Source organism: Flavobacterium sp., from assembly GCF_029242675.1.
In the GTDB taxonomy this organism is placed as follows: Bacteria; Bacteroidota; Bacteroidia; order Flavobacteriales; family Flavobacteriaceae; genus Flavobacterium.
The window spans coordinates 1-19,956 of the sequence record NZ_JAQWTM010000164.1; the positions used below are offsets into that span (position 1 = coordinate 1).

The 19,956-nt window shown below is 35.1% G+C and carries 5 protein-coding genes and 1 pseudogene; 2 read left to right on the plus strand and 4 right to left on the minus strand.

All coding sequences use genetic code 11. The features are described 5' to 3' along the window. Together P8M54_RS06540 and P8M54_RS06545 are read left to right on the plus strand one after the other, a co-directional pair. On the plus strand, window positions 1–2,497 hold a 2,497-nt coding region (locus tag P8M54_RS06540; protein ID WP_300286450.1), incomplete at its 5' end, for a M4 family metallopeptidase. A gap of 825 nt (window positions 2,498–3,322) precedes the next feature. Beyond that, window positions 3,323–6,808 carry a M4 family metallopeptidase gene (locus P8M54_RS06545; protein ID WP_300286453.1) on the plus strand — a complete coding sequence of 1,162 codons (3,486 nt, stop codon included), beginning with the start codon at window positions 3,323–3,325 and terminating at the stop codon, window positions 6,806–6,808. Window positions 6,809–7,556: 748 nt separating this feature from the next. Here the strand turns inward: P8M54_RS06545 and P8M54_RS06550 are convergent. From P8M54_RS06550 to P8M54_RS06565, 4 genes and pseudogenes are all read right to left on the minus strand, one after another. Further along, window positions 7,557–8,456, minus strand: a complete 900-nt coding sequence (locus tag P8M54_RS06550; RefSeq protein ID WP_300286455.1) for a type IX secretion system membrane protein PorP/SprF — start codon at window positions 8,454–8,456, stop codon at window positions 7,557–7,559. Between the two features lie 35 nt (window positions 8,457–8,491). Next, entirely contained in the window at window positions 8,492–11,239 is a 2,748-nt protein-coding gene (locus P8M54_RS06555) for a cadherin domain-containing protein (protein WP_300286457.1), read from the minus strand. Between the two features lie 73 nt (window positions 11,240–11,312). Beyond that, window positions 11,313–17,273 (minus strand): LamG-like jellyroll fold domain-containing protein, encoded by a 5,961-nt coding sequence (locus P8M54_RS06560; RefSeq protein WP_300286459.1) that lies wholly within the window; start codon window positions 17,271–17,273, stop codon window positions 11,313–11,315. A gap of 105 nt (window positions 17,274–17,378) precedes the next feature. Next, a pseudogene (locus tag P8M54_RS06565) lies at window positions 17,379–19,956 on the minus strand (laminin G); the annotation flags it as partial.

Sequence of the window (19,956 nt, forward strand, 5' to 3'; positions counted from 1 at the left end):
TGATAAATTCCAATTATATCACGAAGGGCTAAAAGTAGAATTTTATACTTACACACTGCACTCTAAAGAAGGTAAACTAGAATCGATGACTGGTGATTTCTATTCATTGGAAGACACGAAAACAACACCAGCATTAACTAAAGAGCAAGCGTTTAAAGCTGCATTACAGTCAATAGGTGCTAAAAAATACCTTTGGGACGCACCACAAGATGCTAAAGAAATGAACTATGAAAAACCTACGGGTGAATTAGTTTTACTTCCTACAGTACAAGGCGAAACTTCAAAACAAAAAGATAATAAATTACACTTAGCATATAAATTTGACATTTACGCTTCGTACCCTTTAAGTCGTGGTGATGTATATGTTGATGCAATTACTGGCGAGGTGCTGCTTTACAATGCTACCATCAAGCACCTTGGTGAATACAGCCATGGAGGACATGCTAAAACAACTGTTGAGAATAAAAATGAAGCTTTAGCTCCAGTAGTAGTTGCTGCAAATGCTGCAACACGCTACAGTGGCACACAATCGATTCAAACTGTTTTAAGTGGCTCTTCCTACATATTATCGGATGTTACTCGTGGTACAGGAATCCAAACTTATAATTCAGCACGAACAGCTACTTATCCAACAACAAATTTTACGGATGCAGATAACAACTGGACTGCAGCTGAATTTAACAATACCAATAAAGACAATGGTGCCTTAGACGCGCACTGGGGAGCAGAAAAAACATATGATTATTGGACGGCTATACATGGTAGAAATAGCTACGATAATGCAGGAGCAAAAATCAAAAGTTATGTACACTACAACCTAATAGCAGCTGGATACCCTGATAACAATAATGCTTTCTGGAATGGTTCAGTAATGACTTACGGCGACGGAAGTGGTACTGGAGGATTTGATGTACTAACTGCATTAGACGTTGCAGGACACGAAATAGGACATGCCGTTTGTAGTAATACTGCGAATTTGACCTACTTAAATGAGTCAGGGGCAATGAACGAGGGATTCTCAGACATATGGGGAGCTTGTATTGAATTTGCTGCAGCACCTACTAAAGCAACTTGGTTAATTGGAGAAGACATTGAAAAAAGAGCAGGTCATGCCTCTTTACGTTCTATGAGTGATCCTAATGCCGAAGGGCAACCAGATACTTATAAAGGAACGTACTGGTATAGTGGAACGGCAGACTCAGGAGGAGTGCACACAAACAGTGGGGTTTTAAATCACTGGTTTTACATTTTATCTGTAGGTAAATCAGGAACAAACGACATAGGAAGCGTTTATAATGTTACAGGAATTTCAATTGCCAAAGCAGAAAGAATAGCGTATCGTTTAGAAAGCGTTTATCTATCAGCAAGTTCTACTTATGCTAATGCAAGAACATATGGTATTCAATCAGCAATTGACTTGTACGGAGCGGGTTCAGCTGAAGTAATAGCGACTACGAATGCATTTTATGCTGTTGGTATTGGAGCTGCTTACGCAGGAACTGCTGACACAACTGCGCCAACTACACCAACTTCTTTGGCTGCATCTGGAACAACATCTACAACAACTAACTTAGCATGGACTGCTTCAACAGATAACGTAGGCGTTACTGGTTATAATGTGTACCAAGGAACTACTTTAAAAGGTACTGCTACGGGAACAACTTTCGCAGTAACTGGATTAACAGCTGCAACGGCTTACACATTCTCTGTAAAAGCAAAAGATGCTGCTGGAAATCTATCTGCTTCAAGTAACACGGTAAATGTAACTACTACTGGAAATACAGTTACTTATTGTACTTCAAAAGGAAATAACGTTTCCTCAGAATTCATTGATTATGTAAGTATAGGTGGCGTATCGAATACATCAGGAGCAAATGCTGGTTATGGGAATTTCACTAATTTAATTGCTAATGTACCTTATGGTTCTAACACTATCTTGTTTAGCGCTGGATTTACAGGAACGGCTTATACTGAGTTTTGGAAAGTTTGGATTGACTACAATAAAAACGGTGTTTTTGAAACTAATGAACAAGTAGTATCTGGATCATCTTCTAGTAGTGCTAACCTATCAAGTACCTTCACAGTACCTACTACTGCACTTTCAGGTCTAACTCGTATGAGAGTTTCTATGAAATACAATGCAGCTCAAACGGCTTGTGAAACTTTCGCTTACGGAGAAGTAGAAGACTATACGGTTAATATTGGAACGGCACCAATTGCTGGATTTGCAGCACTTAAACCAGGTAGTGCGCTAGGTGATGAGGCTTCAATTTCAGATATCGTGATGTACCCAAATCCAACTGATAACATATTACATGTTAGAATGATAGATAACAGAGAAGGAACCTACAGGTTAATTAACTTCCTTGGTCAACAAGTTGACGCAGGTAAACTTACTGAAAACGGAATAAACGTTAGTAAATTAGGTACCGGAGTTTACATCGTAGAAGTAAATGATGGACAAAAAACCTCATCAAAGAAATTTGTTAAAAACTAATACTGCATAGATAAATAGAAAGGCCTCACGATATGTGAGGCTTTTTTTTGCATTAAACACTCTACATTTATCAATAGAAACAATTACTACTACCACAATCTACCTCAGCTCGATATTGTAAACTACATCACCGAGCCTCTTAAAAAACATATTGTAAACTAGAGTGCTACATCCCAACTAAAAGCGCTTCAAAAGAAAGGTACTTTTGCTTTAAGCAACTTTTAATGCTTACCACGACCTTCGCATGTTTTCAAATACAAAAGTAAAATACATTTAATTATTCTTGACCCAAGGTACTACATGTGAATAGTACTTTATCTCTTCTACAAAAGCTATTTAAAACAAAAATAATGATGCGTTAACTTGCTTTTTCCTCAAACAGTCAATCAATTTTATTATGTAAATTCTAAAGGCCGTACATTTTGGCAGCTGTTCACCCCTTTTTTTTTAAAACAACCTGACAATGGAATCTTACAATTGATCAGGAAATCCAATTTAATGCGTGGAAAAAAGTAAAAAAAATTCATTTTTGAAAGTAGTTCAACAGTTAGTCACTCTTGATGCTTTTTCACGGCTTTAAACACAATCCAATTATTTAACATAAAATTTTAACAATTAGTGCTTTACGGCCTTTTTTTACAACAATTAATAAAAAATAAAAAACACATATTTAACGCAAAAAAATAGTGTTTAAAATGTAAAAAGTAGCATATAATTCAATTTAAATTTATATTTTATGATAATTACGTAATATTTGTGAAATAATAAGCTATATTTGGAAACAAGCGAATATTAATATTTAATTAACATTTAAAACCACAAAGAATGCAAAAAAAACTACTTAGCAAAATTGCACTTATTGTTAGCGTGTCATTATTTTCCATTGAAGGCCAGGCCCAAGATTCAGAAAAAAACGTAAAGAATAGAATTGTTGATGAACATGGCGAACCATCATTAATACTCTTTAACAAACAATCTACGTACAAAGCAACTGACTCTCAAAAAGTTTTACAAGATCAACTTAAGCTAAAACCAAGCTCTAAATTTTCAAAACTAAAGTCAGAATCAGACAAGTCAGGATTCAACCATGAAAAATTTCAATTGTACCACCAAGGTATTAAAGTAGAGTATGCCACATACTCTCTCCATTCAAAAAACGGAAAATTAACTTCGATGAGTGGCGAATACTACGAGATTAAAGAGGCTGCTACCACCCCAACACTATCTAAAGAAATAGCATTCAATAAAGCCGTACAACAAATTGGGGCTACACAATACTTATGGGAAAATCCATCAAATGCCGCTAAAATTGGATATGAAAAACCCGAAGGTGAATTAGTTTATCTTCCAGAAATGATCGATCAAGGAGAAAAAACAACGAATCAAAAAATACACTTAGCTTACAAATTTGATATTTATGCTACCAATCCAGTAAGCCGTGGTGACCTATATATTGATGCAAATACGGGAAAGGTATTGTACTATAACGCAACAATCAAGCACCTTGGCGAATATAGCCATGCTAAAAAAAGTACAACGATTGATGCTACTGCAAAAAACAAAATAACCAATAGTTCTTTTATGGTTGCAGCAAATGCAGCAACTAGATACAGCGGAACGCAGACTATTGAAACTAGACTTAGTGGTTCGTCTTACATTTTATCCGACGCCACTCGTGGAAATGGGATACAAACCTTTAACATGAAGAAAGGAACTAATTATAATGCAGCAGTAAACTTCACAGACTCCGACAATAACTGGACTGCTGCAGAATACAATAATACCAACAAAGACAATGCTGCCTTGGACGCCCACTGGGGAGCAGAGAAAACATATGATTACTTATCTAACGTTCACGGAAGAAACAGTTATGACAATTTAGGTACAGCAATAAAAAGTTACGTGCATTATGATAATGCATACGACAATGCGTACTGGAATGGTAGCGTTATGACTTACGGAGATGGAAGCGGTACCTATTTTGATGCCTTAACATCATTAGATGTTGCCGCACACGAAATTGGTCATGCACTATGTGAAAAAACAGCAAATTTAGCTTACCAAAGAGAATCAGGGGCGATGAATGAGGGTTTTTCAGATATATGGGGAGCCTGCGTAGAATATTTTGCAGCACCTGGAAAATCTACATGGTTAATTGGTGAAGATATTGAAAGAAGAGCCGGTAGTGCCGCCTTACGATCAATGAGCGATCCTAAATCAGAAGGTCAACCTGACACCTACGGTGGTACTTACTGGAAAACTATTAATTGTGGTACGCCTACTCAGGCTAATGACTACTGTGGGGTTCATACAAATAGTGGTGTATTAAACCACTGGTTTTATATCTTAAGCATTGGTAAATCAGGGACAAATGACATTGGAAGTTCCTACAATGTAACTGGAATCTCAATTGATAAAGCGGCTAGAATTGCGTATCGATTAGAGAGTGTTTACTTATCCGCAAATTCAACCTTTGCCAATGCAAGAACCTACGGAATTCAATCTGCAGTAGAATTATATGGAGAGGGTTCCCCTGAGGTGGTCGCTACTACCAATGCCTTTTATGCTGTTGGAGTTGGTTCTGCATATGTAACTGCAGATGCTGTTGCTCCTTCTACACCGACTGCATTAGCAGCCGCAGGAACAACCGACTCATCGACTAATTTATCATGGAATGCTTCTACCGATAATATTGGCGTAACAGGCTATAATATCTATAATGGTTTAACACTATTAGGAACCAGTACAGGAACTAACTATACCGTAACTGGCCTAAGTGCTTCTACCACATACACTTTTACTGTAAAAGCTAAGGATGCGGCAGGCAATCTTTCGGCTTCAAGTAATTCAGCCACAACTACGACTACGGCAGCTACCATTTCATATTGTGCTTCAAAAGGAAATAGTGTTGCAGATGAATACATTAGCAAAGTACAATTAGGCACCATTAATAATAGTAGTACAGGCGGAAATGGATACAGTGATTTCACATCGCTTTCAACCAACTTAACAAAAGGTGCATCGAGCACCATTACCATTACACCTACTTGGACCGGTACCAAGTATAATGAAGGCTATGCAGTTTGGATTGATTACAATCAAAACGGTGTTTTTGGTGATGCTGGAGAATTAGTTTATAGTAAAACTGCATCGCAAACAACCCCTGTTTCAGGCTCATTTACAGTACCTACTTCTGCGGCAAATGGACCTACACAAATGAGAGTTTCTATGAAATACAATGCAATACCTACGGCTTGTGAGACATTTTCTTATGGAGAAGTAGAAGATTACACTGTAAATATTACTGCCGCAACTGCAGATACAACGGCTCCAACGGTACCATCAAGTTTAACCGCTTCAGGTACAACTACAACCACTACCAATTTATCTTGGAATGCCTCTTCAGACAATGTTGGCGTGACAGGGTACGAGGTTTATCAAGGTTCAAGTTTAAAAGCTACAGTAACTACCACTTCTTATGCCGTTACTGGATTAAACCCAAGTACAGCGTACACATTTTCAGTCAAAGCAAAAGATGCCGCTGGTAATATATCCGCTAGCAGTTCAACTGTAAACGTAACAACTTTGAGTAACACAGTAAGCTATTGCGCATCTAAAGGAAACTCAGTAGCTGATGAATACATCGACTATGTTTCAATAGGTGGTATCTCAAATACAACTGGTGCAAATGCAGGATATGGTAATTTTACTAATCTTGTAGGTAACCTTCCTTATGGTTCAAATACAATCCTATTTAGTGCAGGTTTCCGTTCAACGGCCTACACTGAATATTGGAAAATATGGATTGACTATAATAAAAATGGAATTTTTGAAGCGAATGAAGAAATGGTATCCGGATCTTCGTCCAGTAGTGCAACACTTTCAAGCACCTTTACTGTGCCTACTACTGCATTATCAGGTTTAACACGTATGAGGATTTCTATGAAGTACAATGCAGCTCAAACTGCTTGTGAAACGTTCTCTTACGGAGAAGTTGAAGATTACACGGTAAACATTGGCGCATCAGCAATAACAGAATTTGCTTCGACTAAAGCTACTATTGCTATCGGAAATGAAAGCTCTATTTCAGACATCGTAATGTATCCAAATCCAACAGACAACATACTAAATGTTAGAATGGTGGATAATAGAGAAGGAACCTATAGGTTAATTAATTTCCTTGGTCAACAAGTTGATGCTGGTAAACTTACTGAAAACGGAATAAACGTTAGTAAATTAGGAACTGGCGTATACATCATCGAAGTAAATGATGGTCAAAAAACTTCATCAAAGAAATTTATTAAAAACTAATACTGTTTAGATTAATTATAAGGTCTCACGATTGTGAGGCCTTTTTTTTGCATTAAACAATCTACATTTATCGAAAGAGGCAATAGCTATTATCATAAACTATCTCGGCTCGATAATGTAAACTACCTTGCAACATCCAACTAAAAGGACTTGAAAGGAAAGCTGCTTTTGCTTTAAGCAGTAACTATGCTTACTATAGACTATTTAAATGTTAAATTACAACTAAAAAAAACAATAACTTTCACGCTAGATCGTTACTTGGAACAATCAAAATCAAGTAAAATAATAGCTTAGTAAGATTGATTAATTTTAGCCAATCATTTATATTGAGACTTACAATTAAAAAACCTTTTTTAAAAGAAAGGAGTAGTAGCATTTCGTCTTCTACTCCTGTATACCAATACTTCAAATTACAATGACATTTTTGAGCTAACTTTAAAATTTTGAAGTACAATTTACAAAGCCAAATATATTTCACTTGTAATTCTGGAAAATAATTACTTTAAAAATGATAATCTGCGATACTATAATTAAACCAAAATCTAAATAGTATGTAACTTCAGTTCTGAACTTAAAAAAAAACCTGTTTGAACAAGACAACTTTATGAATTACACACATTTCTCCTTAGAACTTCTCTTAAATGATAAAAAGATTAATCTACAGATAAATTCATAGAAGGTATATGTATTCTTTTATTTTGAAATTGTTTAAGCTGTATAGAACCGTAAAAAATCTAAAACCGACTTGCTACAAGTTAAAAAACAGACCAAATTGATGACTATTGCCAAAGATTGCACTAGTTTGATCTTTATTGGCGTAGCCAAAATTATAGCCAATTCCAAGACCCTTAATATTTAATCCAAAGCCTAAAATAACCTGACCATAATCTACATAACCAACTTGCAACCACCCTTTGCCTTCATAACTTAAATTCAAATTGTTTGTTATTTCATAGCGATTGGATTGAGTTTGCAGGTATAAAATAGAAGGCGTTAGATCAAGATTCTTGTTAAGTTTAAATTTATACTCCGTATAAGCAGTAATTTCGTTTGTATATGGCTTATCTCTACCTAAAGAAGGAAGAGCTACTGCAAATTGAAAACTTCTATATTTATACACCATACCTATCTCGAGTCCTAATTTGTTTTCATACATCTGCTCACGACCCAAATAAGGGTCATTTAAATCAACAAAACTATTAGGAGTGAAATTACCTTTAAAGTCAATATTTTGTTGATTAAAACTCACTCCAAATCCTACGGCTAAACTTTGATCTTTAGCAAGATCTACCTTATAAGAAAACGCTTGTTTAATTTGCATTTGGGAAAAACTACCTGCAGCTATCTTAGTGAAAACAGTAGCCGTTGCTAATTTATTTGCTAATGGCAAGTCTAACGTTACTTGCTGCCACTTTAATGAATTAGCATCTACAACTTTGTTTGGAGTTACTCCTGCAACAAGTGATATACGAGTTTTATCAAACTCACCAGCATATGCAACATTAACTCCCAACTTATTTTGTTGAATCAGGCGATTGTTTAGTTGAAACTGTGCATGTCCTACAGATACAATGAACAGAATAAGAGCTAAACTGTACACTAATTTTATTTTTATATATTTCATTTGTTTTTTATTATTGATGCTCATAAAGTTTGAATGATCTGTATATAATTAAATCAAATTTAATTATATACTAATCTGACCATTTCTCTGTAAACATGTTCTTTACTGTTTTGATCTCTTCCGGTAAAATAGATATAGTATTCCCCTTCAGCTAAGCCATCACCAACCCAGTCATTCTTATATAAATTAGTAGTGTAAACTACCTGACCTTTAGAACTGTAAATAGACAAAACATAGTTATTGAATAATTGCAGGTTATTGATTAGTAATCGATCATTATGTCCATCACCGTTTGGTGAGACCAAATTATTAAACATCAACTTATCAACAATATTAAATTCTATTGTAACATTAACGATTACAGTATCTGAAAGTTTAGGTACCCCATTATCCGTTACCTTAACGGCAAAACTATAAGTTGTTTTATTATTTGGATCAATCGTTCCATCGAAACTTACAGTTCCATCTTTACTAATCGAAAATGGTACTTGTTGACCAAGAACCATTTCAAAAGTAAGAACGGAGTTAGCATCGACATCGGTTGCATCAACTTTTCCAATTATGCTAATAGTATTAGATAAATTTGAAAACACAAAATCGACGGTGTTAAAGCCACTTTTTTTAGTAATTATAGGATTCTCATTGACATCAAATACAAATATTGTCATCTTCTCTGTTACTTCACCACCTCTTTGATCGTTGCTAATTAGATCAAAATGAAAAATATTTTGTGCTTCAAAATCTAGACTTTTCTTTAAAACCAACTGATTTCCTTTGATATCAAAATTTAAATAATCAGTCCCACTAATTGCAAAACTATATATACTCGTATCTTTGTCTTGATCCTTAGTTGTTAAAGTCCCTACAACTGTTCCAACAGGCAAATTTTCATTTATACTAGCATTGTTAATTGTTATTAAAACTGGAGTATCATTAATATCGTTTACAGAAATGATATAGGTAGAAAATAGTACTTCACCTAGAGAATTCTCAGCTTTTACTCGAATCTTATAACTGTTTTTTGTTTCAAAGTCGAACATCTCCTTTGACTTCAGATCTTTACCCGTAACTTCAAAAGAAGCATTATCGTCACCACCTAAACCATCGACAAGTGTTAGTGAAAAAACAGTTCTATTTTCCTTAATTACAGTGATGTCACCAACCACTGTTCCAATTGCTTGGTTTTCGTCAATATTAGCTTTAGACAATGTGAAAATCGTAGGTAATTTATCATCTAATATTGTGACAGTAAATGATTGTTCGAGAACATCTCCACGACTACTTACTGCTTGCGCACGAATTTTATAAATATTTTTAGCTTCGAAATCGAATACAGCCTTTGCTTTCAAACTGGTACCAATAATTTCAAATGAAGCATTATCTTCTGCGCCTACACCCTCTATCAATGTCAACGTAAAAACATTTCTATCTTCCTTTATAACTGTAAAATCCCCTACTGTAGTTCCTACTAATTGATTTTCGTCAAACGTGAGTTTAGACAAAGTAAAAATTGTAGGTAATTTATCATCTAATACGGTTACCGTAAAAGCTTGTACTAATATATCTCCACGGCTACTAACTGCCTGAACAAGAATTTTATAAATGTTTTTGGTCTCAAAATCGAAAATACTATTTACTTGTAGTTTATTTCCATTTATTGTAAATGAAGCATTATCTTCACCACCTACGCCGTCGATTAGTGATAAAGCAAACACATTTCTGTCTTCTTTACTAATTGTAAAGTTACCGACAATACTTCCTGATGGGAGATTTTCGTCAATTGTTGACTTTGACAAAGTGAAAACCGTAGGTAACATATCATCGATTACAGTTACTTCAAATGTTTTTTCAACAATTTCTTTCCGATTACTAACAGCTCTTACTCGAATTTTATATAAACTTTTAGTTTCAAAATCAAAAATATTCTTAACCCTTAATTGATTCCCAATAATTTCAAAAGAAGCATTGTCAAATCCTCCGTCTCCTGGAATGAGAGAAAGATCAGAAACGATTCTATCTTCTATCATTACTCTAAAATCACCAACAGCTGTTCCTACCGGTTGATTTTCATCTATCGTTAATTTCGACAAAGTAAAAACAGTTGGTAAGGTTACTGGATAAGTTGGCATCTGAACAGCCACAATCCAATCTCTAACCGTACTTTGGTCTTCTGCAATTACCTTGAAAGTGATAGGGGTAGAATAGTCCAAAAGATTGGCTCCAGAAAATTTCTGCACGTTTCCAATGTAAACAGAAGAACCCGGACTACTCGTGAAGACCGTATTTAAGGCTGTTACACTTTGTCCAGCATTTAGATACACTGTAATCTTATTTCCAATAATGCTAATATCATTACGAGTAACACCAACAAAATTAACATCTAAAAGTGCAGCGTCTTTTTGTAATGGATTATTTGAAAAAACATAAGGAAGAGAAAGGTTACCAAAATTTGCATTGGACGCAAATTTTGCTGTACTAAATACATCTTTTACAACATTGTTAGCTGAATCGTACATTTTAAATGTAATCGTCTCATTATTCGAGTTGGAAAAAACCGTTAAATAAGCGTAATATTTATCCTCTGAAGCTACATAAATCAAATTCGACATTCCACGACACTCACCATTTACAAAGGCAGCTACCTGATCAGTACTATTAGATAACCTAACACCATCGACATTTAAGGATCCGACAAAAGTCATCGTATACTGAAAATCATTTTCCTTCACTGTCCAAGAAGGAGCCTGACTAAAGCTATTAAAGCTTACCAGAAACAGCACAATAATGCTATATATATAATTTTTCATAATTTAAATTTTAAATTGATTTAAACCACCAAAACACGTATGTAGGTGTCTTGGCGTCTAAATTGATCTAATGCTATTTTTTCATTACTTTATGTGTGATTGTTTCACCGTTAACAGTAACTTGAAGTACATAAACACCAGCAACGACATTTGGATAAATTTTTAATACATTATCCCCTGCTACTACATTTTTACTAACATCAAGAATTAACGTTCCTGTTAAAGAGTACAGTCGGATAATGATACTTTGATCATTCAATGCATTTGTACTTACCGCAATTTCATTGTCAAAAGGATTTGGATATATACTTATGTCATCCGCAATTTCTTCTAGAACAATTGGTTTTGTAATGGTTCCTAAAACATCATTACCCTTGAAAACAACTTTTTTTGATGTTTTCTTGTTAATGCTACCGTTACCAAGATAAAATACCAGCTCATCAGCTTTATCTCCATACATAGTAATAAAACTTAATCTCTTATTATTTACATATTGAAAACTAGTGGCGCCTTTTAAAAAGCCTTTCGCATCATAAGCATAAAGTGCGTCATAACCATTAGGCATTAATACAACAGCATTCATATTCTCAGGGTATTGCTTAAACTCGTCTCTAATTGCTTCTTGGACTCCATTAGACCCATCTAGATTTTTACCGTTAGTTACCATTTTATTCGTGTTGGATAAATAACTAGGATATTTGAAAAGCTGTGCTTTACTAGATTTAATCATATATCCTTGGCCTGACTCTAAATAATTTAGCGTACCGCTCCAACCAATAATTGGATCGTAAATTGCAAATAGATTTTGCGATTTAATTACATCGCCATCAGTAGCTTCAAAATAAGCCAAAGCTTCATTCGTTTGCTGGTTAGATCCTATTGCATATGGAAGCCAGTTCCATTTTTCCTGAATAGGAAAACTCCAATTAACTGCATCAATTGCCGTCCCTTTAATTGTCATCGGTTGCTCGTGAGCTAAATACACTTTAACCATTTTAGTACTACTTAAACCACCATTAGCAGATATAGTACCTGACCAGCCACTATTTGATGGTGTAGCTTCATTCTTAAAATAAGTTTCTAAACGCGCTGGTGAATTTGTCAACATACGATCAGATGTTTCTAACTTTAATCCACTTGTTAAAGCATTAAGATTCGCGAAATTAGGGTCATTGACATTCATTGAAACCCATGTCCAACCTGTGTTGAAAGCTATCTTTTGCTCAACCACAGAAGAGTTTTCAAAAACAACAGGTAAACTTAATTTTCCTAAAACTCCGTTTTCCTCAAATACAATAGCTGACTGGCCATTCATCGTTGCAACTTGGGTAGCACCTCTTGAAGCATCCCATATTTTAAAGTTAATATTTTCATTATTTATAGAATTACTGTACACTGTTAAAAACACATAGTATTCTTTATAAGATGTATTGTAAACCAACTTAGTAGTACCTCTTACTACTCCATTAGAAAATGCAGCAATTCTATCGTAGATGTCTTCAGAAAATTTTCCGTCTACTTTGATTCTACCAACAATATTCATACTGTACTTATAATCCTTAGGATTTACGGTCCAATTTGGTTCTTGTCCCAGTACTCTTAGTTTGATTTGCATTTTTTCGTCATAGCCAAAATCTGTCTTTAAATAAAGGTTTTCAAGATATTCTCCTGGTGTTAATTCCTTATCGATTGTAGCAGTAATAATCACTTTACTTGCAGGTGAGATTATACCTGATGTTTTACTTAAAGTTAGCCATTTAGGTAAGTTACTAATTGCGAAAGGTTGACCCTTACCTCCTTTATTAAGTAAGGTGATCTCAAACGATTTTTCTTCTCCTGATTTCTTAACAATATCTACAATTTCATTATATCCCTCTGCAAACCAACTTACTTCGTTACGTTTTACATAAGCTGTCCAAGTAATAGGTGCCTGTTGCATATTGTTCGCACTATCAAACATCTTATCAACTGTAATATCAATAATTTGGCCTTCTAATGATGCCCAGTCTGTAATTACAGGCTCTAAAATCATTTGATCTTGATTAACTACATTGTTCACTTGAAACTTGATTAATGTTCTCTCTGGTTTAACTGGAGGTACATCATCAGAATATTTAAGAGCGCCGCTACTTAAAATAGCGTCATTTGGAAATCCAGATTGTCCTTTCTCTACATGATAGTAACGAGGCCCATTACTTGTTTTAGGATCAGGTTCATTCATTTTAGCATAGAGCATCAATCCAATGCTTTCTGTACTAATTTCATTAAATCTATCACGACTTATTTGCTCTACATTTCGTAAAGTGTTCCAAAACTGGAATTCATCTATTCTCCCTGTATAAGGGCGATCAACAGTTTCTGCACCGCCTATATCAGTTCCTACTCGAGCTCCTAACCAAACTTTGTTGCCAGAGAAACCAGCAATGTTGACCATTGGATTTGCAGAGACTGGAACGGCATCTACATAGGTACGCAAAGAACCTAGCCTATTAAATAGTAAAGTCACATGATGCCATGTATTATCGGCCATGTTTTGACTTACTAATTCATAAGAATTACCTTCAGCCTCCAGAGTCAATTTACCCGTAGCCTTTAAGTTAATTGCCCACTTATTACTGAAGCCATTAGACTGTTTTAGATCAGTTCCGTCTCCTCTTCCGTTAGAGAATAAAGTTGCTTCTTGCGAAACAGCTGTTTTCATCCAAAACGACAGAGTTGCGTCCATTTCTTTGGTTAACTGCACTGAACCCACTTTGTCTAATTTCAAATTTTGGCCATTAGCAAAGTCATACGATGTCCCTTTAGGTTTAATGTCCCAAGCTTCTTTGACAATTGCATGTTTGAACCTTGCTTTGTCGTTTGCGAGTGTTCCTCTACCTTCATCCATAGGCCAGTATCCAACTAAATTGGCTTCGTTACCTATCAATTTTGCATACATTTTGGCATAAGCCTCATCTAGATTAATGTCTTTACTCCAAATGCGTAGGTCATGCATGTTACCTATAAAGGTGTTACCTCCAAAAGTTAAAGCGTTATTATTAGAAAACTGAACGTTGGTTGCTCCTGTTACAACACCAATTTGTTTATCATCTTGATAAATGCGGAGAATACCATTACTGTTTTTATGTGTAAAGGTATAATGATGAAATAATCCATCGTTTACAATACTTCCATTAGCAGATAGACCAGCTAATTCAAAGTATATCTTTCCGTTTAATAATTTGATTTTCACTCCTTCATTTTGAGCAAGTATAGTTGCCTCAGTTGCAGTAGTACTGTTCTTCATCCAGAACTCAATGGCTAAATCGCCAGTTGTTATCCGTGGACTATTGATCACCATAGAATTACCCGCACCATCAAATCGTAACGACACATTATGATCAATTTCTAGTTGATTAGTTTGTCCTTTTATTTCTATTGTAGAAACTGCCGAATTATAGAAAATTGGTTCGTTAAAACTTACTTTCAAATCTTCCCCAGCTCCTAAAATTCCATTAATTGGCAATGGAGTTCCAAATCGCACGGGTGCGTTTAAATCGACTCTACCTGATGTGATGTCCGAAATAAATTCAGTATTATTAGTACATGTACTTCTGGCACGGATTTCATATTTTCCATCAATTAATTTTAAAGCAGCGATATCAAAAGCATAATTTAAAACCACATCTGAACCTATCAATTTAACTCCTGTTTCCCCAGCCAATATAGCTGCATCATAAAACGCTTGTGTTCCATAATAAGATTGCAGGCGGGTCCAATTAGAAGCTGTAGCCAATCGATATTCTAAATCGATCTTTTTAAAACTTTTGAATTTGGTACTGTATCCATTCAATTTTACTTGTAATGGTTTAGTTGTTCCGTCTGCATTATAGGCAGTTTCTCGATTATACACCCAGTTGTCCAAAGGTGCATTTACAAGAACGATTGAACAAGCAGGTAAGAAGTGCGCAGAAATAGAAACTGCCGAACTTACGTCTTCGCCATCACAAAGGGATTCTAATCTAATTTTTATATTCTCATAATCGTATGTGTCAGAAATAGATTTGCCTAGGGTCAACTTGTATATTATCGTTTTTCCGTAAGGCACACGAACAATTGTCCCATTTGGCGCGAGGTTAATAATTGCATTATCAGGATTGGTAGTATTATCAACCACCAATTTGTAGTCGGCATCAATACCGGCTGCACTTTGGTTTTCTAAAATCAGTTCAAACTCTGCATTTCTACCTTCAGTTATATTACTTACATCAGCAACAGTAACTTTTAAAACAGGTACTTCTACTTTTTGAGTGGCATAACTTAACTGTGCTTTGTCATCATTTATACAGCAATCAATATTACTTGAAAAGGCTTTTTCAAGATCTGATTTTTGAGTTATAATGTTTTGTTTCTGAACTCTTAATAATGACCTTTGATACTCGTTATAATCTCTTGTAACTTTAGGAGTGTTTTTATAGTCTTTGATTGCGTCAATTTCTTTCTGCTTTGCAATGATACTCTTGTCAAAAGCTAATGACGCAGTAATATAGTCCTTAAATTTAGTGTCGGTAAAGAATACTGACTCTTCTGCACCTTCATACGGGCAAGATGTTCTACCTCCTTGCGTGATAAATATAGGCCCATTTCCGTCAAAAGCATTAACAACATCTACACTTAAAAAGTTGGCTGTGTCATTATCTTTTAAGGTATAACTAACGGTTGTCGTTTGGGTTGCTTCTTCGGTAAGAGAAGTGTTAATGTCTTGTTGAAAAACTCCTTTTGTAGAGGTTAAAATACCAGTAGAATTGACAGCAAAACCGATATCTAATCCAAAACTTTCATCAATAGTTAAATTATATGCTAAGGATGTAGTATTAACGATACTCGTTTCTACGCTTTGAGAATATTCGCCCACACCAGCATCAAAAGAAATATTTTTTTGAAAATATTGATTCAATAAATCGCTTGTTTTTTTAGATTCCGTTAGCTTATCTCTAAGGTTCTTTTCCGCTATTGGTCCAGCATTTCCCTCTTCAATTTCATTAGTAATTGAAGTATTAAATTCATTAAGTACATTAGTTACTTTAGCTTTATAATCCAATCGGTTGTTTTTGGCCAAATATTTATTTAACTCATTGTCCAAAATCAATTTTTTCCACAGTCGAATTCTTTCTAGGTACTGAGCCTTACTCAAAGCACCATCTTTTCCTGGTATTAAAGTACCATTGTCTATGTTTGTAATAAACAACTCATATTCAGGGATTAAAGTTTCTAGAATGTGTTTTTGCGAGTAAACAAAGAAAGTTTCAGAAGGCTCGTCAACAAAATAAACTGCTTTTTGTTTACTGATGTATAAAGGGACTTCTGTAGTTCCTAAATTTTCATATTCAGTAGAAGCTAAGTCCTGCTTAACTCCTCCAACTGTCCTTGTAGGTACTGTTGTAGATGCTTTTACATCATCAAAAGAACCATAAAATTGATTTTTAGAATTTCCTATATATAAATCTCCCATGGAACCCACAAAATCAGGATCATCACTCGTAGAAATGGTTTTACTAAACGTATAGGTTTTAGTAAGACTTTTCCCGTCTGATGACGAATGGTTAACTCCAATACCTAAGTTAATATTATTAAACCCCTCTGATTCAATTATAGGGCCAACAAGACCACCACCAGCAGCAAATTTAACACCTCCCATGATTTTAAAATCAGTTGTAAACCCTTCAGAATTTGCAAATGAATTTTCGGTAGTAAAAGAAATACTTTCTCCTTTTTCGATAGAAGCAAAACTATTAGATCCTGGAGGGTCTCTTAAAATAATTTCTGGAATATCTGGAGCGGCGGTTACAAAAGTTTGACTTCCATCAGACTTCCCTCCTAATATAATTCCTGTTGGGTTATAACCCTCAACATCATAATCTACTCCGTTAATACGGTATTTTAAACTACTCGTAATTTTAAATGGAGGTGCAATACTCGGCACTCCTCCCTTGAAAGAATAGGTTAATTTGCTTTCATCATTTGGATCTACAACTAATTTTCCAGAATCGATCAAAGCTAAATTATTATTTGCAATCAGTTCCCCATCACTAACGGGTACTTTTACCTCTACACTAGCAGCACCATCAATGTCATTATTGGTGTAACGTTCAAAACGGTTTTAAACTATTTGATATTCCTTAAATTGTGTATAAACTGGAGTCACAAAATCTGTGGTTTCTATACTAGTACCATCTACTACAATCTTTTTATCTGATGTTTGCTCTATTACTTGTAACACAGGAGTCGATCTATAAACAAAACTTTTCTCGTAGTGATAGGGTTTTCCTTCTAGCTTTTTTTCCAATGAATTGTCGGTATATGTAAAAGTAGGTTTTGTAGTTGCTTCTACTTTAGCGAAATCAAGTGTTTCTGAGGTGCCCGCTTTTATTAAAGCAATAATGGTGTTTTTAGGAATCGTTAAGTCTTCTGCCTTCAATTCATATTGCAACGGTAGTAGCGAAACACGGTATTCTCCCGAAGTAGTATTGGTGCTAAAAGTAGCTCTTGTATACTGAGTTACCGTTGAGCCAGCTGGCGCATATCCTAAAGTAAATGCTGCAACTCCAATATTGTTTCGAGTACTAACATCAATAGTTTTTGTGTTCCCACTTACGTCCTTTACTGATAGGGTTTTAAGCCCATCTTCTCCGAAACCAGGTTTTTTAGCGGCTTCTATGGATCCACCAACCACCTTACCTATTACAGTAACTTTTGTATTATCCACAAACACAACTGCTTCGTTTGAATCTTCAAAAAATTCTTTGGTTGACGCTGTTCCAGCAGGGAATCGTCCGTTGTAAGTAAACTCGTGACCGTCTTTTTTTACGGTAATGTAGTGATTTCCAATAGGAACGCTGATGTCAAAATAACCCGTATCATCAGTAACGACAGGTATACTGTTTTGATCCAAAACAATATTTCCGTCAATATACACATTAGCACCTTGCGTTTTAATACTAGCATATCGATCTAAATAGTCATCTGAAGTATCCGTAGGCGTTCCATTGTTGTTCAACCAATATTGTCCTTTTGGAAATTTTTCACTTCCTTTTGTGTAATAATTGTACCCTTCGTCTAAAATTCCGGGTCCAGCAATCCAAGAGGTTCCTTCATTAGTTGATGATTTGTATTGATCAACTTTCTGATAAGAAGGGAATACTCCTCTTGTGTCATAGGCAATTTGTCCTTTAAAACTAAAGGAAGAATTATCGACAAAGTTAATTTTATTTACCACCTCAGAGCCTTGACCTAAAAACACTAACTGTTGTCCAGGTTCAAATTTATGTTGTCCGTATAGAGGCGTTATCGTAAATGATTCTCCGGTACCTGAGTAAGGTATGGCGGTAATCTCATAGTTACCGTTTGCATCAGTCACTCCCAAAATACCAAGTTGAGTACTTGTTGGAAAGTCTCCTGCGGTTGTCGCCCATGTTATTGGCTGAGTAGAATTCGTTAGTTTACCATGATTTTTATTATAATTAAATCCATCACGTGATAAATCATAAGCAAATTGACCTACTTTTTCATTAGCTCTCAAATAAGTTATTAATCGCGAATCATTACCTGTTATATAACGGGAGTAATCAGTTCGGATTTGCTGCGTTTGTAAAACAGCTTTCCACACTCTAACTTCATCATGATAAGCATCTCTTCCACCACCTACATAAATATTGTTCCAAAATACCGTATTACCACCAATTTTTAAAGTAGTAGTTGTTATAGGAACAGTTACGTTAAAATATGGAGCTAGATATCCTGAGTCAATTTTACTCATTTTAGCACTAACCAGATCTTTATATGCTATCGTTATTTCTCTACCGTTAACAAGTAAAGTAGGAACCGATCCCTCTTTCATAATCACCGAAAAATGAATGAAATTAGTATTAAAATCACTCACTGGTACCATTATATCTTCCCCTCTACTATTAATAGCACCAGATGGATAATAATTTTCTAAAACGTAAATACTACCTTTAATATTTACTTCTAATTTTTTTGAACTTGCTTTTAACTTAACCGAACCTTCAATTACATTGTTGTTAACATCCCTGAGTTGAAATAACTTGATAGCAGCTCCCAAATCATCATTGTAAGCCACTTTAGGTTTTACCCAAGCTTGGTACGTAACCGCATTGGTAATAGATGAATTGGTATTTTCGATCTTTAAACTTGATACAGCAGGTATAAACAACGAACTTCCTTGGTTTACACTTGTCCCGACAGAACTAGCCATAAGAATCACATCCTTTACAGGGTTACCGCCTTTGTAATTAACATTTCCGGTTACCACAGCTGTAGGATTTCTATAACCATAACCTGTTATGTAAGTAGCATACAAATTTTCAATTTTACTTACCCCTTCAGCCACTACTTTGTATTGAAACAAAATACCTCCTTCGGCATAACGGTCTTCGTATTGGGTTACACTTGGAGCAACACTCCCTATGAATTGATACGGTTTATCCTGAGCTTCATTATAGGCTCTTTTGTAAATTTTTACGCTAGTAATTTTTTCAAAATTACCCCTCAAGTCCCAACTAATTAAAATTTTATCTCCAAAATAGCCTTTAGAAACATCAAAAGACTCCTCGGCAAAAGTAGGAAACAAGTAGAGTACATTCCATGGGAAACGAACATCAGCAGGTTGTACAACTCTCGTAGTATTATTTTTATTTTGCCCTAAATAAGGGAGTCCA